This window comes from Microcystis sp. LE19-41.2A (genome assembly GCF_027530405.1).
Taxonomy (GTDB): Bacteria; Cyanobacteriota; Cyanobacteriia; order Cyanobacteriales; family Microcystaceae; genus Microcystis; species Microcystis aeruginosa.
The window spans coordinates 1-20,007 of the sequence record NZ_JAPZQJ010000582.1; the positions used below are offsets into that span (position 1 = coordinate 1).

The 20,007-nt window shown below is 44.3% G+C and carries 22 protein-coding genes and 2 pseudogenes; 8 read left to right on the plus strand and 16 right to left on the minus strand.

Annotated elements, in window-relative coordinates; all coding sequences use genetic code 11:
• Nucleotides 1-405: 405 nt before the first annotated feature.
• The 3 genes from O9290_RS24315 to O9290_RS24330 all read left to right on the plus strand — a co-directional run bounded on the left by O9290_RS24315 (nt 406) and on the right by O9290_RS24330 (nt 2,035).
• Nucleotides 406-783, plus strand: coding sequence for a DUF433 domain-containing protein (locus tag O9290_RS24315; RefSeq protein WP_002778608.1), 378 nt, complete (start codon nt 406-408; stop codon nt 781-783).
• Nucleotides 780-1,172, plus strand: a complete 393-nt coding sequence (locus tag O9290_RS24320; RefSeq protein WP_002791850.1) for a hypothetical protein — start codon at nt 780-782, stop codon at nt 1,170-1,172. Before O9290_RS24315 ends, O9290_RS24320 begins: the two co-directional genes overlap by 4 nt.
• Before the next feature lie 569 nt (nt 1,173-1,741).
• On the plus strand, nt 1,742-2,035 hold the full coding sequence (locus O9290_RS24330) for a HigA family addiction module antitoxin (protein WP_253852090.1): 294 nt from the start codon (nt 1,742-1,744) through the stop codon (nt 2,033-2,035).
• Nucleotides 2,036-2,240: 205 nt separating this feature from the next.
• Here the strand turns inward: O9290_RS24330 and murB are convergent, their stop codons facing one another.
• From murB to O9290_RS24350, 4 genes are all read right to left on the minus strand, one after another.
• Entirely contained in the window at nt 2,241-3,119 is an 879-nt protein-coding gene (gene murB / locus O9290_RS24335) for a UDP-N-acetylmuramate dehydrogenase (protein ID WP_002760709.1), read from the minus strand.
• Between the two features lie 137 nt (nt 3,120-3,256).
• A complete protein-coding gene (mreD, locus tag O9290_RS24340; protein ID WP_002761652.1) occupies nt 3,257-3,838 on the minus strand; it encodes a rod shape-determining protein MreD in 582 nt (193 codons plus the stop codon).
• Nucleotides 3,805-4,554, minus strand: a complete 750-nt coding sequence (gene mreC / locus O9290_RS24345; protein ID WP_002761654.1) for a rod shape-determining protein MreC — start codon at nt 4,552-4,554, stop codon at nt 3,805-3,807. Before mreC ends, mreD begins: the two co-directional genes overlap by 34 nt.
• A 90-nt stretch (nt 4,555-4,644) precedes the next feature.
• Nucleotides 4,645-5,682, minus strand: coding sequence for a rod shape-determining protein (locus O9290_RS24350; RefSeq protein ID WP_288054738.1), 1,038 nt, complete (start codon nt 5,680-5,682; stop codon nt 4,645-4,647).
• Between the two features lie 223 nt (nt 5,683-5,905).
• On the opposite strand from O9290_RS24350, the gene O9290_RS24355 reads away from it, so the two are divergent.
• Nucleotides 5,906-6,256, plus strand: coding sequence for a single-stranded DNA-binding protein (locus O9290_RS24355; RefSeq protein WP_002731888.1), 351 nt, complete (start codon nt 5,906-5,908; stop codon nt 6,254-6,256).
• A gap of 13 nt (nt 6,257-6,269) precedes the next feature.
• Here O9290_RS24355 and O9290_RS24360 read toward each other — a convergent pair whose 3' ends face one another.
• Together O9290_RS24360 and O9290_RS24365 are read right to left on the minus strand one after the other, a co-directional pair.
• Entirely contained in the window at nt 6,270-6,392 is a 123-nt protein-coding gene (locus tag O9290_RS24360) for a hypothetical protein (protein ID WP_265795904.1), read from the minus strand.
• Nucleotides 6,393-6,541: 149 nt separating this feature from the next.
• Entirely contained in the window at nt 6,542-7,342 is an 801-nt protein-coding gene (locus tag O9290_RS24365) for an aminotransferase class IV (protein WP_288054741.1), read from the minus strand.
• Nucleotides 7,343-7,371: 29 nt separating this feature from the next.
• Between O9290_RS24365 and O9290_RS24370 the strand changes: the two genes are divergently transcribed.
• Nucleotides 7,372-8,997 (plus strand): ArnT family glycosyltransferase, encoded by a 1,626-nt coding sequence (locus O9290_RS24370; RefSeq protein ID WP_288054742.1) that lies wholly within the window; start codon nt 7,372-7,374, stop codon nt 8,995-8,997.
• Between the two features lie 157 nt (nt 8,998-9,154).
• A complete protein-coding gene (gene gcvP / locus O9290_RS24375; protein ID WP_288054744.1) occupies nt 9,155-12,100 on the plus strand; it encodes an aminomethyl-transferring glycine dehydrogenase in 2,946 nt (981 codons plus the stop codon).
• Between the two features lie 175 nt (nt 12,101-12,275).
• On the opposite strand, the gene lpxB is transcribed toward gcvP, so the two are convergent.
• Both lpxB and lpxA read right to left on the minus strand, forming a co-directional pair.
• Entirely contained in the window at nt 12,276-13,478 is a 1,203-nt protein-coding gene (gene lpxB / locus O9290_RS24380) for a lipid-A-disaccharide synthase (RefSeq protein WP_288054746.1), read from the minus strand.
• Nucleotides 13,479-13,698: 220 nt separating this feature from the next.
• Nucleotides 13,699-14,535, minus strand: coding sequence for an acyl-ACP--UDP-N-acetylglucosamine O-acyltransferase (lpxA, locus tag O9290_RS24385; RefSeq protein WP_002797088.1), 837 nt, complete (start codon nt 14,533-14,535; stop codon nt 13,699-13,701).
• Between the two features lie 150 nt (nt 14,536-14,685).
• Here lpxA and O9290_RS24390 point away from each other — a divergent pair, with 150 nt between their 5' ends.
• Entirely contained in the window at nt 14,686-16,005 is a 1,320-nt protein-coding gene (locus O9290_RS24390) for a four-carbon acid sugar kinase family protein (RefSeq protein WP_288058843.1), read from the plus strand.
• A gap of 127 nt (nt 16,006-16,132) precedes the next feature.
• Here O9290_RS24390 and O9290_RS24395 read toward each other — a convergent pair.
• The 8 genes and pseudogenes from O9290_RS24395 to O9290_RS24430 form a co-directional block, all read right to left on the minus strand.
• Nucleotides 16,133-16,260, minus strand: a pseudogene (locus O9290_RS24395) (IS1 family transposase); the annotation flags it as partial.
• 73 nt (nt 16,261-16,333) lie between these two features.
• Nucleotides 16,334-16,651 (minus strand): annotated as a pseudogene (locus tag O9290_RS24400) (IS1634 family transposase); the annotation flags it as partial.
• Nucleotides 16,652-17,023: 372 nt separating this feature from the next.
• Entirely contained in the window at nt 17,024-17,338 is a 315-nt protein-coding gene (locus O9290_RS24405; RefSeq protein ID WP_002733868.1) for a HigA family addiction module antitoxin, read from the minus strand.
• 16 nt (nt 17,339-17,354) lie between these two features.
• Nucleotides 17,355-17,636, minus strand: coding sequence for a type II toxin-antitoxin system RelE/ParE family toxin (locus tag O9290_RS24410; RefSeq protein ID WP_287637242.1), 282 nt, complete (start codon nt 17,634-17,636; stop codon nt 17,355-17,357).
• A 146-nt stretch (nt 17,637-17,782) separates the two neighbouring features.
• Nucleotides 17,783-18,226 carry a type II toxin-antitoxin system YhaV family toxin gene (locus tag O9290_RS24415; RefSeq protein ID WP_194014030.1) on the minus strand — a complete coding sequence of 148 codons (444 nt, stop codon included), beginning with the start codon at nt 18,224-18,226 and terminating at the stop codon, nt 17,783-17,785.
• Nucleotides 18,216-18,536 carry a hypothetical protein gene (locus O9290_RS24420; protein WP_039900124.1) on the minus strand — a complete coding sequence of 107 codons (321 nt, stop codon included), beginning with the start codon at nt 18,534-18,536 and terminating at the stop codon, nt 18,216-18,218. The genes O9290_RS24415 and O9290_RS24420 overlap by 11 nt, the downstream gene beginning before the upstream one ends.
• Nucleotides 18,537-18,617: 81 nt before the next feature.
• Nucleotides 18,618-18,863, minus strand: coding sequence for a hypothetical protein (locus tag O9290_RS24425; RefSeq protein ID WP_204377830.1), 246 nt, complete (start codon nt 18,861-18,863; stop codon nt 18,618-18,620).
• Between the two features lie 94 nt (nt 18,864-18,957).
• Nucleotides 18,958-19,467, minus strand: a complete 510-nt coding sequence (locus O9290_RS24430; protein ID WP_288058837.1) for a transposase — start codon at nt 19,465-19,467, stop codon at nt 18,958-18,960.
• Between the two features lie 177 nt (nt 19,468-19,644).
• Here O9290_RS24430 and O9290_RS24435 point away from each other — a divergent pair, with 177 nt between their 5' ends.
• Entirely contained in the window at nt 19,645-19,995 is a 351-nt protein-coding gene (locus tag O9290_RS24435; RefSeq protein WP_002797081.1) for a coiled-coil domain-containing protein, read from the plus strand.
• The last annotated feature ends 12 nt before the right edge of the window (nt 19,996-20,007 follow it).

Below are 20,007 nucleotides of genomic sequence, written 5' to 3' on the forward strand. Positions count from 1 at the left end.
AGCAAATAGGTGCAAGAATGAAAATTGTGGGAGCACAATGGAAAGCAGAGAATGTTCCTCAGTATTTGAAGCTACGTTGTGCTTATCTCAACGGCGATATTGCCTGAGTATTTTTACTCATTGCAAAACTGGGATGCTCCCGGTGGAATTCCACAAAGAGGTTTCCAAACACCGTATTACTCCCTTTGATGATGGCATAGGACGGGGTGACGCTCACACAAATGATACTGAACTGCCAGATGTTGGAGTTCACTACTGGCTAGATGCAGGAACGAGGCTGAAATACATTTTGAAGGTCTGGGTTGAGGATTAAGGATTTTGTGAATCAGTCGTTAGGGGGCGTTGGTTCCCCTTGCTTTTTTTGTGCGCTACTATGGAATTAAATGATTAAAAGCTAAGACTGCTATGGCACTGGCATCGAATGGACAAACAGCTATAATCCGCACAGAGCGAGGGCTTACAATTGCGGATACTCGTATTACTCTGTATGACGTAATCGATTATCTCAAAGCTCAGTATCCACCCAAGTTTATTCGTGATGCCTTCAATCTTACAGATGCTCAGATTCATGCTGCCCTTTCCTACATTGAAACACATCGAACAGAAGTGGAAGCGGAATATCAGGAGGTTTTAAAGACTGCCGCAGAAACTAAACAATTTTGGGAAGAGAGGAATCGCGAACGTTTTGCTCGGATCGCTGCTACTCCTCCTCGTCCAGGCTATGAAGCGGTTAGAGCTAAACTTCAGGAACGGAGAGCAAAGCGGGAAGCGAAGAAGCAATGATTGTTCTGGCTGATTACAACTTGAATCGGCAGGCAATTCTGATCTCTGGAAGTCTTGTTGTTAGCGGGTTATTAGATCTCGCTCTAATTCGGTTGAGGACATTTGAAGACGTTGGCTTACCCGCAGACAGCAATGATCGAGTAGTTTGGAGATTTGCCCAAACCAACGGGATGCTCTTACTTACGGCAAACCGGAATGCGAAGGGTGAAGACTCGTTGGAACAAGTAATGCGTGAAGAAAATCAACCGACTTCATTTCCGATCATTACGATTGGCGATCCGGATAGGGTCAATGAATCTGACTATCGAGAACGCTGCGTTGAAAGGCTTGTAGAAATTGTGATCGATATCCAAGACTATATGGGGGCTGGTCGGTTGTTTATTCCATAAGGTGATTGGCGCATCATATCTGTTGGTGACACAGCATAACAACCCCAATGCACTCCGACCGACGAAAGCTAATCAGTGTGATCGCCGATCTTGTAGGGTGCGTTCCCTAATGTGGCTCCTACCGCTCCACTAGCAGTAGGCTAATCTGGATAACACGCTTTTGGGCGTGATATACGGAAAGTTTCCGTATAATCAATAGTCCAGTAGGGTGCGTTAGACGGCGACAATCTCTGCTCTTACTTAGGACTAGCAATCCGTCGTAACGCACTACCCACGAGATATATTAAAAATAGCCTCGTAGGTTAGGTTGAGCGAAACAATACTGAGGCGAAAATAGCTTAATTCGCTTGAAAAAGCGAAACCCAACCACCCCAAAGGTTACTCTTTGTTGGGTTTCCTTGCGTCAACCCAACCTACAATAATTGCTTACCCGGATTGGTACTTCATGAACTGGCAGGGCAACGTAAAGGAACCTGGACGGTGAGAGTATCTGGAAACTGGCGGATCACTTTCACCTTTGACGGTGTTGATGCTTGTGATGTCGATCTTGAGGACTACCACTGATGAAAATGCATAATCCACCACATCCTGGTGAAGTTCTTAAAGAACTTTGTCTCGAACCTTTGAATCTGACTGTGACTGAGGCTGCTGAAGCATTGGGTGTAAGTCGAAAAACCCTATCTGCCATCTTAAATGGTAGGGCAGGTATTAGCCCCGAAATGGCAATTCGCTTAGGGAAAGCTTTCGATACATCTCCTGAAAGTTGGCTCAATCAGCAAATGCAATACGATCTATGGCAAGCAGAGCAGACAATTGGCAATATCAAAGTCAAACGGCTATCAGTGCGATCGGCGATCGCGTAGGGTGCGTTAATTAAATGTAACGCACCACCCACGAGATATATTAAAAATAGTATGATCGCAATCTTGTAGGGTGCGTTCCCTAATGTGGCTCCTACTGCCCCACCAATAGATTTTGGGGAACGCACCATGCTAGAGGATTATAAAAATATCTGCCGTCGCACTCCAGCCCATCGCGGCTGAGTTCAACCGTTATCGAGAAAAATAATTAAATCCCGTCAAATTCCCCTAAAACTTTCACTTCTGGTTCTAACCAGAGAGACCAGCGATCGAACACTTGTTCCTGCACATGACGAATTAAACGCAGAATATCCGAGGCTTTTGCCGAACCAATATTCAGGATAAAATTAGCGTGTAATTCTGATACTTGCGCTCCACCAATTTGATAACCTTTTAATCCCATTTCCTCAATTAAAGCCCCGGCAAATTGCGGTTTAGGATTGCGGAAAACGCTACCACAACTGGGACGATCATAGGGTTGGGTACTTTTGCGATGGCGTAAATTATGGGTAGTAATTGCCATTATTTCCTCGCAATTATCGGTAGCTTCTAACTGAAATGTAGCTTCGATAACTAAACGTTGATCCCCTTGCAGAGAAGAACTGCGATAACTATAATTTAAATCTTCTTTGCTTACAGTTTCTAACTGACCATCGGGATTTAATACCAGCGCCCGCACTAATCGATCCGCCACACAGGAGGTGTGCGCCCCCGCATTCATGACCACAGCACCCCCCACCGTACCGGGGATACCCACCGCCCATTCTAGGCCCCTCCAGCCCCTTTTTGCCGCTCTCCAAGCTATTTTTGGCAGGGGTTCCCCCGCCGCTGCTGTAATCGTAGCAGTTTCGGCATCAAAACAACTCGATCGCAGATGGCGAGTATTGAGGACAAGTCCGGGTAAACCTCGATCGCTGATTAGTAAATTTGAACCAGCCCCCAAAACAGTCAAGGGTAAATCTTGCGATCGCAACCAAGCGAACACTTCTCTTAATTCCTCTAGATTAACTGGTTCGGCATACCATTGCGCTCTTCCCCCCACCCGGTAGGAAGTGAAATCAGCTAGAGAAACAGAGGTTTTAATCATAGGGTTTTAGGGGTTGGGGGTTGGGGTTTTAGGGTTTTGGGTGTTGGGTGTTGAGGGTTGAGGTTTTAGGGTTTTGGGGTAGTGGGGAATTTAGCTGAAATTTCCCCATCTCCCTATTTCCCTAAATCCCTATTTCCTTAAAGATCGCTAAATTGTCGCCACCATTGCTGGAGAGGATAATAGACGAGGGGAGTCCAGAGACTACTAAGCAGAGCAGCAGTGAGGCCAATGCGTTGATAATCGAGCCAAAGATCAGCGAGATTTTTGCCTCCTTGTAGATAGTATTGAAAAGCGATCGCACCATTGGCGATTAAAGTCATAACAAAGACAATTAAGACCACGGCGATCAATTCTTCTTTGAGATAACGTTGTCGGTGTAAACGGGAAGTGAGGAAACCGATCAGACCAAAAACCATGATATGGGAAGGATAATTAGAGGTTAAACTATCTTGAATAGCGCCGATCGCTAATCCGACCACCACACTATCGAGACAAGAGCGATTGAGACTCCAACTAACCAACCAAATCAGTAACCAATTGGGAGCGATGCCTAAAATCTCCATACCTGGGAGCCGCATTAAGGAAAGAAAGGTACAGAGAAGCAGTGAAGCGATAGTGACTAAAATATTCAGTATAAAACGATAACGGGCTGATAAACGGCTTAATTTCAGCATAATTCCCCCTCTCACTGCTGGGGTTGCGGGTGAACGAACACCCATTCGAGATTGTCCACGGTGGCGGTAAATTCAATTTTGGCGGTGGGGGCGGGATTTTCCTGTAAATTAAGGGAAATTATGCGACCGATGGGCAACCCTGGCGAAAAAAGACTACTAAAAGCCGAAGTTGTCACCACATCTCCCGGTTTGACATCGGGAGCTTTTTCAAAAAAGCGCAGGGTAGCGACTTGGGAATTCTGACCTTGAATTAAACCCATGGCCCGACTACGATTCACCGTTGCTCCGATGCGACTTTGGGAATTACTGACCAATAAAACTTTGCTGGTGTGGGGAGTAACTTCCGTAATCCGTCCCACTAAACCCCCAATTCCCGTCACCGAAGCACCCACTTCCACACCATCGGCGCTACCCCGACCGATAATTACCTGTTGCCACCAATCATCGGCGCTGCGGCCAATAATTGGGGCAGAAATCAGGGGTTTTTTCTGGGTTTGATAATAACCAAGCTGTTTTTTTAATTGTTGATTTTGATATTCGACTTCACTTAAACGATTTTGTAATTCTCGCACCCGTTGATCGGCCAGAAGTTGCTCTTGCAGATTAGTTTCCTCTCCCTGAAAAGGACGAGTTAATAAACCATACAATTCTAAAATCGCCCCACTTTGATAGGTGCGAATGTACCAAGCTACCCCCAAAGCGGCAGCGAGCAGCAAAAGTCGCCATCCCTGCTGTGTCCATTTTCGTCGTGCTGAATACATGAGCGATTAAAAACCTCTTGACTGTGTAGAGTGAGAATCCGTCCATTTTTCCGCTGCTGATGGCTAACGGCTAACCGATCCTAGTGACCTTTAGACATTGCGAGTTGTTTCATTAACGATCCGCTCAAAGAGTTTCTGATTTTTTAACACTTCTCCCGTGCCTTTGACCACACAGCGCAGCGGATCTTCAGCGACATGGGTAACGATACCGGTTTCGTGACTGACTAGGCGATCGAGTCCCCGTAATAAAGCACCTCCTCCCGCTAACATGATGCCGCGATCGATAATATCGGCCGCTAATTCGGGGGGAGTTTTTTCTAGGGTACGTTTGATCGCATCAACGATCACGGAAAGTGGCTCATCCATACTTTCCCGCACTTCTTCCGCTTTGATCGTCACGGTGCGGGGTAAACCGGACATAAGATGCAATCCCCGCACTTCCAGAGGAGGAAATTCATCTCCGGGGGAGGGATAAGCCGAACCAAGGCGAATTTTGATATCTTCGGCCGTGCGTTCCCCGATAATCAGGTTATGGACTTTTTTCAGATAAGCGATAATTGCTTCCGTGAGTTCATCCCCAGCGACGCGCACCGATTCGCTGATCACGGTCCCATCAAGACTGAGAATCGCCACTTCCGTCGTGCCACCACCGATATCGATGATCATATTTCCCGTCGCTTCCGAGACGGGTAAACCGGCACCCAAGGCCGCCGCAACGGGTTCATCAATTAACCCCACTTCTCGGGAGCCGGCATTTTTGGCCGCATCCACCACCGCGCGTCTTTCTACTCCAGTAATCCCACTGGGAACACCGATTACCATGCGGGGATTGCCAATCGTGCCATCGAGCGCTCGTTTGATGAATTCCGCTAACATGATCTCGCAACTGTAAAAATCGGCGATTACCCCATCGCGCAGGGGTCGCAGCGCGGTGACATGGCCTGGAGTGCGACCGAGCATTTTTTTGGCCTCCTCCCCGACAGCGACCGGGTTACGATCTTGATCGATCGCTACTACCGATGGTTCCTCTAAAACGATGCCTTTCCCTGATACATAGACGAGGGTGTTTGCTGTACCCAAGTCTATACCTATGTCCCTTGATAAGCCTAGTCCTCTAAAAAAACCCACTTGTTTTCACTCCTGTTCTGATAACAACGTTGCTATAGCTAGACTTTCGATCGAATCGACTTGGATTTTATTAGGTTTTGTTTCTCAAGTCTAGTTAATTATCGCTTCTTTCTCTCCAGATTTACCCAGGTCTTTGGCCTAATTTTCTGGCTGCCCACCGGTCAAGGCTAAGGTTTCAGGCTAAAATGAACATACTATTGTACTAAATTGAGGATTTAAGACCATGAGTGTAAATCTGGTTCATTTGGTGGGACGAGCGGGGAGAGATCCGGAAACCAAGTATTTCGAGTCCGGTAAGGTTTTATGTACTTTAACTTTAGCGGTTAATCGTCGCTCGAAAAATAGCGATCAGCCGGATTGGTTCGATCTGGAAATTTGGGGCAAAACGGCGGAGGTGGCCGCTAATTATGTGAAAAAAGGCGGTTTAATCGGGATTAAAGGTTCTTTGAAAATGGATACCTGGAATGATAAAAACACGGGATTAGCTCGCTCTAAACCAGTGATTCTCGTCGATCAATTAGATTTACTCGGTTCTAAGCGCGATAGTGAGGCTAATTCCGAGCGAGAATTTTAAAGCTTGAGCGGTATTATTTCCAGATTTTAGGTGTGTTAGCCTCTAGTAACACACCCTTATTTAGGGTTTGCGGCAAAAAGTTTTTCGTGGGGGTAGGGTGTGGGGTGTGGGGTGTAGGGTGTAGGGTTTTACCCATTTTCAGGTGGTAAATTACCTAATTTTCAGGGAAAAAGTCCCTGAATTTTCCCCCCAATCACTCCCATGGTCGGCACTTTTTGAGGGAAAAAAAGTCTAAAAACCTTGTTGGATAAGGTTTTTAGATTTATTCAGCAAACCCTATTTATTCTATAATTGACTGGAAAAATATTGCTGTAAATCTGGTAAAATTTCTCTATAAATAGCTGTATTTATCTCTAGATTCCATCCAAGAATAGAATTAAAAGGGATAATTTCCACCAGGGAATTACTATAGGCTATCCCTTGTAAAGTCCTGACAAATTCAGGGGTCCAGAGATTTTCTTCTAGGGAAATATTTTGTTTTTTTAACCAGCCGATCAAAGCTGATCGCCCAATCCCGGGTAAAATATCAGCAGTCAGCAGGGGACTGTACCAGCAATTATCTTTCCATCCCCATAAATTGCCCGTGCTAGTTTCTAACCAATTCCCGACTTGATCGACTAATATCGCTTCTTTTGCTCCTTTTTTTTGAGCAGTTTGTGACGCTAACCAAGGAGTTAAATAATTACCAGTTTTATGTTCTCCTAAAACGCGTTGCCAAGCGGGATTATCTATTACCCAGCCAATAATTCCTTGCTCTTGTCTCAGGTTTAAATCTTCGGGGAGAAATCTGCCTTTAATCCACTCCCTACCATCGGGAAAAATTGTGATTCTCAGGACAGGATAGAATAGGGATAATTCTTCGGCTCCTTGGCGAATTCGCTGCCAATCGGGATCAGGCCATTGAAAAACTTGTAAACTAGAGTGCAGACGTTTGAGATGTTCTTGCCAATGGGTCAGGGGATGATCTAAGCTGTGTTGATAGACACGCAGGGTAGTAAATATTGTCGCTCCATAAAGCAGCCCAATATCATCAATACCCAGACTGATTCGCTCATCCTCGATTAATTCGCCATTATACCAATACATAATCAGTTAACTGTTTACTGCCCTAGCTTATGAACCGTCAAAAATTTACTTGGGGATATTCTAGTTATAAATTGCGTCAGAGAGAAAATTTTAAAGAATTTCTGTGTTTACTGGGATTATTAATAGCGGCCTTAATTATCTATCTAGTGGGATTAGGGAATTTACCCTTGCGGGATTGGGATGAGGCAACAATCGCTCAGGTGGCCAAGGAAATTAGCCAAACTCCACTGGAACAATTGCGCTGGTTATTTCCTAGTCTTTGGGGTGATCCCTACCTGAATAAACCGCCGTTGATTCATAGTTTAATTGGTCTAACCTACCATTTCTGGGGTATCAATGAGGCCAATACTAGACTAATTCCCGCTTTTTTTACAGCTTTATCGGTGCCGCTTCTTTATCTTCTCGGTCGAGAAATTTTTCCGGCTCGTTTGCCAGCTTTACTGTCGGCCTTGATTTATTTAACTCTTTTGCCGGTGGTGCGTCATGGCCGTTTAGCCATGTTGGATGGAGCGGTATTGTGTTTTGAAATGCTGATGTTTGTTGGTTTACTGCGCTCACGACGCGATTTACGCTGGTCTGTGGGGGCGGGGTTGGGATTTGCCCTCCTTTGTCTGACTAAGGGTATTATGGGGCTATTATTGGCGGGTATCGGCTTTATTTTTCTGCTCTGGGATACCCCCCGGTTATTAACGTCTGCCTATTTTTGGTCGGGTTGGTTATTGGGAGCAACCCCCGCTTTTGCTTGGTATGCCGCCCAATTTTGGCACTACGATCGGGAATTTCTCGATTCCCTTTTTGTTCAACAGTTAAAGCGAGTTAGTGACGATCTGGACAATCATCGCGGACCGTTTTGGTATTATCTGCTGGAAATTCTTAAATATAGTTGGCCTTGGTTAATTTTCTCGGTTTGGGGTTTACGTTTAGCTCGTCAGGAATATCTCTACAGTTGGGCGAAGTTACTGTTAGTTTGGACGGGTGTTTATCTGTTCGTGGTTTCGGTAATGGCGACGAAGTTGCCTTGGTATATTCTGCCGATATACCCGGCCTTGGCTTTAGCGGCCGGTTATGCCTTGGCGCAAGTGGGTAATCTTCCCATCGATCGCCCCTATCATCCAATCTGGTCAATTATTCTGGGTATTATCGGCGTTGGGGCGGGTTTATTAGCTTTAATAGCCTATTTTCCAGGTAATTTTGCCGCTATTGAACCTCTCCATCCCTTAATTCTTTTAACCTTATTGTCACTGTCCTTGACCATGGTGACAACGGCGATTTTGTTAGCCCGGCGCTCGCAACAATTCATCGTGGTTTTACTCTGGGGAATGTTTATTTCTTTGTTTATTTTTGTTAATTCTCCCCTGTGGCTCTGGGAATTAAATGAGAATTTCCCCGTCAAACCGGTGGCGAGTTTAGTACAGAAATATGTGCCAGCAGATCACCCTGTTTATATTGCTTTTGCCTACGAGCGCCCCTCGTTAAATTTTTATAGTGGTCGTCGGGTTTTTCCCCTTGCTGCTGAAGAATTAATCAATCACTGGCAAAGTCACAAGCAACCTTACCTAATTATCGATCGTCAAACCAAAGAAGCTACTGATTTAGAAGGATTAAAGGCGATCGGAGCCACGGATTCCGGTTGGTTTTTGGTGACGAAGCAGTAGTGAGGTTAATTTTGTGCGTACTTTCGATAGCAAATTAGCTTCCGCTTTATCTTGCCGATTGCTGACTTGAAATATTACAAAAATTTTACAAGTTGCGTTAAAATCACCCCTAGCGATGAAACGCAGCACTTTTGTAATTGTTTAAACCGAGATTAATATGCTAAATAGGTCAATTACGGCCGAGAAAACCGAGGAATTCGCTCCTGCTGACCTGCAAGACCTGCTAGACTGCACCGATAGCTTTGTTAACCGTCACATTGGACCGACGGAGACGGAAATCGAGAAAATGCTGGCGGTTTTGGGTGTTGCTACCGTGGAGGAATTAATCGCTCAAACGGTCCCGTCAGGAATTCGTTTACAAAAAAGCCTTAATTTACCACCTGCCTTGAGTGAATACGCCGCTCTTGCCCAATTAAAAGCTATTGCCTCCAAAAATCAGGTATTTCGCTCCTTTATTGGCATGGGCTACCATGACTGTATCACCCCGCCGGTAATTCTCCGCAACATCTTAGAAAATCCGGGTTGGTACACCGCCTATACTCCCTATCAAGCGGAAATCGCCCAAGGACGCTTAGAAGCTCTCTTAAACTTCCAAACTCTCATCACTAGCTTAACCGGTCTGGAAATTGCTAACGCTTCTCTCCTCGATGAAGGAACAGCAGCTGCGGAAGCGATGAGTATGAGTTATGGACTGTGTAAAACTAAAGCCAATGCTTTCTTTATCTCTAGTAGTTGCCATCCCCAAACGATTGAAGTTGTTAAAACCAGAGCGATTCCTTTAGGTATTGACATTATTATTGAGGATCATCGTCTCTTTGACTTTCAAACGCCGATTTTTGGCGCATTATTACAATATCCAGCCACCGATGGCGTAATTTATGATTATCGGGAATTTATCGCCAAAGCGCAGGAAAATGGGGCTTTAGTCACCGTTGCCGCCGATATTCTCAGTTTAGCTCTGTTGACTCCCCCCGGCGAATTGGGGGCTGATATTGCCGTGGGTAGCAGTCAACGCTTTGGGGTTCCCTTGGGTTATGGGGGTCCCCATGCCGCTTATTTTGCCACCAAAGATGTCTATAAACGCAGCATTCCGGGGCGCATTGTCGGGGTATCGAAGGATAGTCAGGGTAAACCCGCACTGCGTTTAGCTTTGCAAACCCGCGAACAACATATCCGCCGGGATAAAGCCACCAGTAATATTTGTACCGCACAGGTGTTACTAGCGGTGATTGCTTCCATGTACGCGGTGTATCACGGACCGGAAGGAATCAAGAAAATCGCCCAAAGAGTGCAGAAATTAACCGCTTTATTGGCAAATGGTTTAAAAAAGTTGGGTTATCAAGTGGGGAAAGAACCGTACTTCGATACGCTCAAAGTTACGGTATCCACGGGAGTTAAGGATATCTTCGCCAAGGCAAAAACCCATAAGATTAATCTGCGTTATTTTGATGAGAATAATCTAGGAATTAGTGTCGATGAAACCACCAGTCTCAGGGATGTGTGGGATTTATGGCAAATTTTTGCCCCCACCGAGGAATTACCCTTTACCGCGGCGGAATTAGTCGAGAAAATTAGTCTAGAATTACCCGCTAATTTAACCCGTACCAGTGCCTATCTTACCGAACCGGTGTTCAATCGTTACCACTCGGAAACGGAATTACTCAGATATCTGCACCGTCTGGAAACAAAGGATTTAGCCTTAAATACTTCCATGATTCCCCTCGGTTCCTGTACGATGAAACTCAATGCCGTAGCGGAGATGATTCCGGTAACTTGGGCAGAATTCGGCAAATTACACCCTTTTGCTCCGATTGACCAAGCAGAAGGCTATCAACTGCTCTTTCAACAGTTAGAGACTTGGTTAGGGGAAATTACCGGGTTTGATGGCATTTCCCTACAACCGAACGCCGGTTCTCAGGGAGAGTATGCTGGTTTACAGGTGATCCGAGCCTACCATGAAAGTCGCGGTCAAGGTCATCGTCAGATTTGCTTAATTCCTGAGTCCGCTCACGGGACTAATCCTGCCAGCGCTGTTATGTGTGGTATGAAAGTAGTGGCGGTTAATTGCGATTCTCGGGGCAATATTGATATTGATGACCTGAAAACTAAGGCCCAGAAGCATCAGGATAATCTAGCGGCTTTGATGGTGACGTATCCTTCCACTCACGGCGTTTTTGAAGAGGGAATTAGCGAAATTTGCGCCTTGATTCATCAATACGGTGGTCAAGTCTATATGGATGGCGCGAATATGAATGCTCAGGTGGGTTTATGTCGTCCGGCGGATTTTGGCGCTGATGTCTGTCACTTGAATCTCCATAAAACTTTCTGTATTCCCCACGGTGGTGGCGGCCCCGGTATGGGACCAATCGGAGTAAAATCCCATTTAGTGCCTTTTCTGCCCGATGTTTCCCTAGTTTTGGCGAAATTATCCCCAGAAACCGCTAACGGTAAGCATCAGGACTCAATTGGCGCAATTTCGGCCGCGCCTTGGGGTAGTGCCAGCATTTTGGTGATTTCTTGGATGTATATCGCTATGATGGGGGCAGCCGGCTTGAAAAAAGCGACAGAAGTGGCAATTTTGAACGCTAATTATCTGGCTTTTCATCTGGAGTCGGCCTATCCAGTGTTATTTAAGGGTAGCGCGGGAACGGTTGCCCACGAGTGCGTTATTGATTTACGTCCCCTGAAAAAACAGGCCGGCATCGAGGTGGAAGATGTGGCAAAACGTTTGATGGATTTCGGTTTCCACGCGCCGACGGTTTCTTGGCCCGTGGCGGGTACAATGATGGTGGAACCCACGGAAAGCGAATCTTTGGGGGAATTAGACCGTTTTTGTGAAGCTTTGTTAACTATCTATCAAGAAGTACAAGCGATCGCTAATGGGAGCATGGATCCCCACGATAATCCTTTGAAAAATGCCCCCCACACAGCCGCAGTTTTAACTGCCGATGATTGGAGTCGTCCCTATTCCCGTCAACAGGCAGCTTACCCGCTTTCTTGGCTAAAAGATTATAAATTCTGGCCGGTAGTGGGACGGGTTGATAATGCTTACGGGGACAGAAATCTGGTTTGTTCCTGTGAGGGTATGGACGCTTATAAGTAGGGTTTGCGGCAAAGAGTTTTTCCTGGGGCAGGGTGTGGGGTGTGGGGTGTAGGGTGTAGGGTGTGGGGTGTGGGGAGAATAAAGCTGCCTCCTGACTCCTATCTCCAGCAATCCTATCTCCTGATTCCTGACTCCTATCTCCTGTCTCCTGACTCCTGACGACCGGCTCCTAACCCTAACAAAGGCCTATTTTAAACACCTCTTGTGCCACTCGCTCGCAACTGCCTACTGTTCCTAAACCGGCTTTAGTTTCTGCGTATTCATCTAACATTTTTTGGCGACGTTGCTGATTTAATAATAAATCTAGACATTCCTGCATAATTCTCTCTGGGTTAGCTTCCTCTTGTAATAATTCGGGAACAATTTCTCGCATTAAAACTAAATTTACCGGTGAGACAAATGGTACAGAAAACTTCATAATATTGCGGGCAATCCAAGCAGTAACTGCACTTAAACGGTAAACCACCACCTGCGGCACGTTTAACAAAGCAATTTCGAGATTAACTGTACCAGACTTAGCCACAGCCAGATCGGCAGCGGCAATCGCTTCTAAAGTCTGATCTCGTTCCATAATCACCGCATTTAATCCATATTCCTTCACTAATTCTCGCATTTTTGGTTCGTATAAAGCTAAGGGAACGGGAATTAAAAACTTAATATCGGGAATTTTTTCCTGTAATTTTTTAGCAGCAGCACACACCGTCGGCACGAGATATTTAAACTCCTGTTGACGGGAAGCAGGTAACAAAGCGATCACCGTTTCTTCGGGTTTTATTGCCCATTTTTGCCGCATTTCTTGCCGATTGGGAGCATTGGCCATACGATCAACTAAAGGATGTCCTACCCAAGTTACCGGTAAACCTTTTGTTTCAAAAAAACGGGCTTCGGCAGGAAAAATTGCCAATAATTTATCCGTGACGGCGATTAATTTTTCCGTATTAAATAACTTTTCTGCTGTAGCCCTTAGTTTAGCTGAGGGGATATTTTCTTCTGACCAAATCCACACCTGCGGGGCAATATAATAAATAATTGGGACACCGGGAATAATTTTTTTAGCCGACTGACCGATCGCCACATTTGCCCCCACGTAATCAATTAAAATAATCAGATCAGGGGGATGATCTCTAAAAAACTCTTTTGCTCGTTTTTGTAGTTGTAAAGTTGGCAAAATAAAGGGGATAGATTCAATTAATCCCATAGCAGCCAGTCGAGTGGTTTTCCCCAACATTTTTGCCCCAGCTAACTCCATGCGATCGCCACCTAGTGCAAAAATTTCTAACTCAATTTCCTGGGTTTTAGCTAGTTTAAAAAGGGATTCAATCAGCATGGCTGCCTGTAAATCACCCGATACCTCACCCGTACTAATAAATATACGCATTTGGATAATTATTTGATAATAAAAGAATTCAGGAGACAGGATTCAGTAGCCGGTCGTCAGGAGATAGGAGATAGGAGATAGGAGATTATTTTTATTTATACTTCCCACTTCCCCACTTCCCCAACACCCCACACCCCACACCCCACACCCAACACCCCACACCCTACACCCCACACCCTACACCCTACACCCTACACCCTACAGACTGTTCCTCAATAAATTATTTCCCCGGAATTAAACCGCGACGTTTTTCTCCGGTGGTAGAGGATTGTAAAAATTGACAGAGATGTTGAACATGGGGGTTATCGGTTAAGAGAGAAACTTGTTCTAAAGCCTCCTGAAGATTTATATTAGAACGATAGATAATCCGAAAAGCTTTTTTCAGTAAAGCTAGATCTTCATCGGTAAAACCGGCCCTTTGTAAACCGACTAAATTAAGAGTTCGTACCCGACAGGGATTGCCTTCCACTAAAGTAAAAGGGGGAACATCGCGATCAATACGACTCATTCCTCCTAACATGGCCATTTTGCCAATATGAACAAATTGATGTACTCCTAAAACCCCCCCGATAACTGCTTTTGATTCGATCTGGACATGACCTGCCAAAGCGACACTATTAGCGATAATAATGTTATCTTGCAAAATACAATTATGGGCAACGTGAACATAGGCCATTAATAAATTATTACTGCCAATTTGGGTAACTTCTCCCGTATCCGTGGCGCGATTAATCGTGACAAACTCGCGAATTTGGTTATGATCACCAATTTCCACGCTACTTTCGCCACCTTTATACTTTAAATCCTGTGGTTCATTACCAATAACAGCCCCGGAAAAAATATGATTACCCTTGCCAATTTTGGTCGGACCCTCAATGACCACATGGGCATCAATAATTGTATCAGCTTCAATTTCCACATTGGCCCCGATCACAGCATAGGGACCAACTTTAACCTTTGGAGCAAGTTTTGCCGACGGATGGATAACCGCAGTGGGGTGAATTAACGTATTCAAAGGGAAGTCTCCCGCGCTCAACTTCGTCACTGTATGAATCATGGTATAGCTTATCCTATATTGGACAGATTGTGATCAAGATTGATAGCGGTTGCTTAGGGAGGGGACGACTTTAATGGGGAACCAGAACCCGATAAACTATTAACCAGATTCTCTTGGTTCCTTCGTCCCTCCCATCCTGATAAAAAATATATGAGCAATAATAGACCTAAAATTATAGTCTTAGATGACGACCCGACAGGTTCCCAAACAGTCCATAGTTGTCTGTTATTGATGCGGTGGGATGAAGATACTCTCCGCTTGGGATTGGCAGATAATGCGCCAATTTTCTTTGTTTTGACCAATACTCGCGCTTTAACCCCCGAAAAAGCCGAGTCTGTCACCAGAGAAGTCTGTCATAACCTGAAAACTGCCTTAACTAAAGAGGGAATCGAGGATTTTTTGGTGGTTAGTCGTTCCGATTCTACCCTGCGCGGGCATTATCCGATCGAAACTGATGTTATTGCCGAAGAATTGGGCGGTTTTGATGCACATTTCCTGATTCCAGCCTTTTTTGAGGGAGGTAGAATCACCCGTGATAGTATTCACTATTTAATCATCGATGGCGTTCCCACTCCCGTCCACGAGACGGAATTTGCTCGCGATTCGGTTTTTGCCTACCATTACAGTTATCTGCCGGATTATGTGGAGGAGAAAACGAAAGGTAAAATTAAAGCAGATGATGTGGAAAGATTTTTACTGGCAGATATCCGTCAAGGTAGTTTAGAACGACTGCAAAAGCTCAAAAATAATCAATGTGGGGTGGTAGATGGGGAAACTCAAGCGGATCTCGATCGCTTTGCTGAAGATATTTTAACCGCCGCAGGGGAAGGAAAAAAATTTTTATTCCGTAGTGCCGCCAGTATTTTAACTTCTTTGGCTAATTTAGGAACTCAACCGATCGCACCCGAATCTATGGGTAAGTATAAGCCCACGGGGGAAGCCGGGGCAATTATCGTCGGTTCCCACGTCAAAAAAACTAGCCAACAATTAGATGAACTGCTTCAACAACCCAACACCGTCGGAGTCGAAATCGATGTGACGGCATTGCGCGATCGTCCTGAGCAACGAGATCAACTCTTATCACAAGCTCTGGAAAAAGTCAAGCTTATTCACAAAAATAAACAAACCCCCGTGATCTATACCAGTCGGCAAGAGTTAACCTTTGCCTCTGTGCAGAAACGTCTTGATTTTGGGGTTGCCGTCTCCACTCTGTTAATGGACATTGTTAAGAGTTTACCCAGTGACATCAGTTTTTTAATCAGTAAAGGCGGAATTACCTCCAATGATGTCTTAAGTACGGGTTTAAGCCTGCAATCAGCCCGTTTACTCGGTCAGATTCTCCCCGGTGTCTCCATGGTCCGTACAGCAGCCGATCATCATCTCTTTCCTAATCTACCTGTGGTTCTTTTCCCGGGTAACGTCGGTGATGTCCAAGCTTTAGCCACAGTTTATCAACGTTTGTGTCAATAGGAGGCAATCAGTGATCAGTGAGCAGATGTGAGTTTTCAGTTCACTGCTCACTGAAAAAAGCTCCCCAATTCATAATTCTGGTGGTGATTCGGTAGTAGTGATGGCGGCTTAATCCTTTGCCTTGCTGTGCATTGTAGTCATGGGTAAAATACCAAAGGGTTCCCCAAGGTGATTCTCCATTTTTTTAGAGAAAGATAGACTCTCTCTCACCAGCCAAGAAATCCTTAGTCGAAAGGTATTATTTAATCTTTCAATAACTGGACTTCCCCGTTGACAAAAAGCCATAACCTGTGCTGTAGAAGGGATTAAGAGAATTTCCAGCACCCCGTTACTGGGTACAAATCAGGGAAACTCCCAATAAATCTAACGCTTTTTGTTGCAGTTGGGTCGGTCGAGTTATCTTAGAAAAACGATAACTTCCCTCTTTAATCGTACACTCCACTGTATTCAAGCAAATTGTCCCCGGGTCTTCCAACAAAGTCCGAAAACTATGCACAGGAAAGTTCTCTTGCTTCCGTTTTTTTCTCTCTTTAGACTGAGCGGATTCACTCCGATTGGCTTTAATCACATTCAGAGAACTATCATCAATTTCTTCATCCTCAAATAATAAAGGAGCCAAGGACTGTTTTAAATGCCATTCCACATATTTTATTGATGTGGTCACTTTTACATTCTGGACATTTCATCGTTTTTTTTCCTTCATTGAGTTTCTATCTATTTTGCCCTCTCATCTCTTTATCTGACAACGCCTACTATTCCCTCTAATTCTGAGTATTCTGTATCTCAATTGAGAATGATGATTCGGGAGGTTGAAACTATTATTGCTCGTCAGATAAATATTGATGAATGGAATCAACTTTAAAATTAGTGCGATCGCCGCTCTTGTAGGGTGCGTTAACGAAGTGTAACGCACCTAATCTATGGTTATTCAATAATTGATGTAATGGTGGATTACGCTGCGCTAATCCACCCTACGGGGGGTTAAAATTATTATTCTTCCCCTATTTTTTCGGTTATGCTACAGTGCTTGTGAAGCAGCATAGACTTTTACTTCCTTCTCTAAACGTTCTCTGAGCCTATCTTTTTCTACTTCAATATCATACCTTGTTTGAAGATTCATCCAGAACCTTTCAGACATACCAAAATAACGAGAAAGCCTTAAGGCAATATCAGCAGTAATTCCTCGCTTTTCCTCGATAATTTCCTTGATTTGCTCTATTGGTACATTAAGATCTTCTGCCAAACGTTCTTGGCTAATTTCCATCGGTTTGAGAAATTCTTCTAACAGAATCTCACCAGGATGAATGGGGGCTAATAATTTTTTCTCAGTCATGATTATTGAGTAACAATTAATGATGATCGACTATTTCTACATTGTAGGCGTTGCCATTTTTCCAAATAAAACAGATCCGCCACTGATCGTTAATTCGGATACTATGCTGATTTTTTCTATCTCCTGAGAGTTTTTCCAACCGATTAGATGGAGGAATGTATAAATCCTGTAAAGTTTCGGCCGCGTCTAAAACTTCTAGCTTTCTCCGAGCATTTCGTTGAATATCTTGAGGTAATTTTCGTGAAAATTTACGTTTGAATACCTGCTCTGTCTCCTTAGATGCAAAACTCTTAATCATCAATAATTAGGAAAATGCACTACTATCATATCATCTTAGTGCGATCGTCGATCTCATGCTAACGTTAGATCGCAATCTTTCTGTGGAGGCGCAGTTGAAAGTGTATCTGTGGGTTACGATCGCTTTTTCAACCACCTTATCACTAGCTAATCTTCTTGGCTATCAAGGATTAAAGCGTCAAGAGAACTGGGAAAATCACCTCGCTCAACCATTTTTGTGAAGGCTTTATAACAATCATTTTTATCCCCTTGTTTGCGAGGATAGCCTAGCCATAAAACAAAAATAGCTTTATACTCCTCGGTTTGTATAGCCCGAAAGAATAAGCGATAACGGTCAGGTAGTCCCATCTTTTTGACTCTTCCGTAATGCTTGAGCGCCCCAGTCAGAGCAAAATGGGAAGCAAAAGGGTCGAGAGGGATTTTTTCTTTAATGGCGACCATAATCGCCCTGTAGAGTTTGACTGTAGAATGAGTACGGTATGCTTCTGTTGGCAAGGTGTTTTTTAGTTTACGAACCTCAACTTGTAAATCGCGGCGTTGTTGCCCAAAAAGTCTTTTAATAAAGTAGATTCGCCAACCGTTAACTATCAAGTTCTACTCCTGTCATCAACTCTTCATCGACCGCTGCCATCGCTTCCGTATAAGCTTCTAACTCAGCATCAGGATTTAATAGGGCTTGCTTGGTCAGAAAATCTAAGAATAAACTCAGCATCAGTTCATCTTCCTCCTGTTCTAGAGATTGAGGCTGTAAGCGGACTAATAAGGTATCAGGGCTGATAACTTCAACAGCACCTTTAGCTTCTTTGAATTGGGGATTATCCTTAAAAAAACTGGCACTCAGACGGAAACCTGAAGCATTGCCTATTCTAGCCCAGGTTAGATTGTATTGTTTGTTACTCATGATTTTAGGCAAGGTTTACTACATATCATGTTATTACATAATTTAATAACATACAAGGTTGCCCAGCTTCTCAACCGCGTTTTAGCTGAACTTCCCACATACATATATACTATAGGGGAGCGCGCCGAGAAAGCCATCGAGTAAAACTAGCGGATTTCGATTTAACACCGCGTAATGAAAAAAGTTCCGATTTTTGCCGTGGTGTACCGCAGCGTGAAACTTGCCGAAAACGTGTTCCGGAACATGGTAGAGAAACGTAGAAATTAAATCACCGAGTAGCAAGAGCGCTAGGGTGATCAGGATGGCTTTTAGTATAAGTAGTATCAAAATTTTCCCCTTAATTTTCCGCTCGATCGTGTTTTGCAATTTACTATAAAAGAGAAAGTTAAATTTTTCTTTATGATTAAGTTAATTTTTAAAATCACGCCTTATATGAGTTGCCCAAAGGGTTGAACAGGAGTCTGCTCAAAGGATGGACACAAAGTCCCTCAACTTTCTTTCTGAGCAATCGCTCCAAGTTGCGTCCTGTATTCTGCACCTCATTGAAAACCCCCTCAATCCGTTCTCGAAAATGTTGAAGAAGTCGCTCAAAGACGGGAGAAGTTTGTTGATGTTGATTGACTCTCTTAGCTGTAGAGACTCGATTACCTGTGGTTCTTGATATCTCAGTCTGCCAATCAGTACCAATAAACCCCTTGTCGGCTAGGATATTGTTGCCTTGAATGAACTGCAATACGGATTCTGCTGCGGGAGCGTTCGTCAGTATGAGCAGGGACGAGGGAATAAACCAAAAGGTCAACATTTCACTATCTCTGAAACTAGGCTCAGGTCCAGGCAGCATGGGAGTCAAGCGATATCCCTGTTCTTGATACCAGTCATCCACCAGGACATAAATAATAGTCAAGAGGGTGGGAGCATCTATCCTATTCATGGGAGGCCTCATGCTTTGGAGTGATTACCTTTATCGTGACCTCTCCCTTTGATTTTACAAACCTCTCTATCTCACATCAGCCGCAATTCCTAATTCATAATTCCTAATTCCCACTGCTGCCGGCTGCTCAAGGTTCATAATTAAAGAAACATCTATACTGATAGCTGGTTAATTTTTATGAAAACTGTTGCCGATACGGACTTGCAAAGGCTAGAAGACTTAATTATCAACGGACAAAAAGCGATCGAGACTCGTTTCACGGCGATCGAGACTCGTTTCACGGCGATCGAGAATAATATCGTCGAAATTAAGGCTGATATTAAGGAAATCAAGCAAGATGTTAAATCCCTAGAGATAGGACAGGCCAAATTAACCGAAAGAGTCGAAGGGATGGATAATCGCCTCAAAATAGTTGAGGGCAGTCAAAAAAATCAAATTTGGGCATTGATAACCATTTTAGGGGGTTCACTGATTACCGCTTCCGTCGGTTTGCTGATCGCTATTTTACGCTTTGTCTTGTTTAAGTAAAAAATTATGGCT

Bases quoted from the DNA above. Each gene is read 5' to 3' on its own strand.
- murB (WP_002760709.1), bottom strand. From the start codon at position 3,119: ATGATTAAAACCTCTGTTTCTCTAGCTGATTTCACTTCCTACCGGGTG.
- O9290_RS24430 (WP_288058837.1), bottom strand. From the start codon at position 19,467: ATGAATAGGATAGATGCTCCCACCCTCTTGACTATTATTTATGTCCTG.
- mreD (WP_002761652.1), bottom strand. From the start codon at position 3,838: ATGGGTGTTCGTTCACCCGCAACCCCAGCAGTGAGAGGGGGAATTATG.
- lpxA (WP_002797088.1), bottom strand. From the start codon at position 14,535: ATGATTCATACAGTGACGAAGTTGAGCGCGGGAGACTTCCCTTTGAAT.
- O9290_RS24420 (WP_039900124.1), bottom strand. From the start codon at position 18,536: ATGAGTAACAAACAATACAATCTAACCTGGGCTAGAATAGGCAATGCT.
- gcvP (WP_288054744.1), top strand. From the start codon at position 9,155: ATGCTAAATAGGTCAATTACGGCCGAGAAAACCGAGGAATTCGCTCCT.
- O9290_RS24370 (WP_288054742.1), top strand. From the start codon at position 7,372: ATGAACCGTCAAAAATTTACTTGGGGATATTCTAGTTATAAATTGCGT.
- O9290_RS24390 (WP_288058843.1), top strand. From the start codon at position 14,686: ATGAGCAATAATAGACCTAAAATTATAGTCTTAGATGACGACCCGACA.
- O9290_RS24320 (WP_002791850.1), top strand. From the start codon at position 780: ATGATTGTTCTGGCTGATTACAACTTGAATCGGCAGGCAATTCTGATC.
- O9290_RS24355 (WP_002731888.1), top strand. From the start codon at position 5,906: ATGAGTGTAAATCTGGTTCATTTGGTGGGACGAGCGGGGAGAGATCCG.
- mreC (WP_002761654.1), bottom strand. From the start codon at position 4,554: ATGTATTCAGCACGACGAAAATGGACACAGCAGGGATGGCGACTTTTG.
- O9290_RS24435 (WP_002797081.1), top strand. From the start codon at position 19,645: ATGAAAACTGTTGCCGATACGGACTTGCAAAGGCTAGAAGACTTAATT.
- O9290_RS24410 (WP_287637242.1), bottom strand. From the start codon at position 17,636: ATGATTAAGAGTTTTGCATCTAAGGAGACAGAGCAGGTATTCAAACGT.
- O9290_RS24365 (WP_288054741.1), bottom strand. From the start codon at position 7,342: ATGTATTGGTATAATGGCGAATTAATCGAGGATGAGCGAATCAGTCTG.
- O9290_RS24315 (WP_002778608.1), top strand. From the start codon at position 406: ATGGCACTGGCATCGAATGGACAAACAGCTATAATCCGCACAGAGCGA.
- lpxB (WP_288054746.1), bottom strand. From the start codon at position 13,478: ATGCGTATATTTATTAGTACGGGTGAGGTATCGGGTGATTTACAGGCA.
- O9290_RS24330 (WP_253852090.1), top strand. From the start codon at position 1,742: ATGCATAATCCACCACATCCTGGTGAAGTTCTTAAAGAACTTTGTCTC.
- O9290_RS24360 (WP_265795904.1), bottom strand. From the start codon at position 6,392: ATGGGTAAAACCCTACACCCTACACCCCACACCCCACACCCTACCCCC.
- O9290_RS24405 (WP_002733868.1), bottom strand. From the start codon at position 17,338: ATGACTGAGAAAAAATTATTAGCCCCCATTCATCCTGGTGAGATTCTG.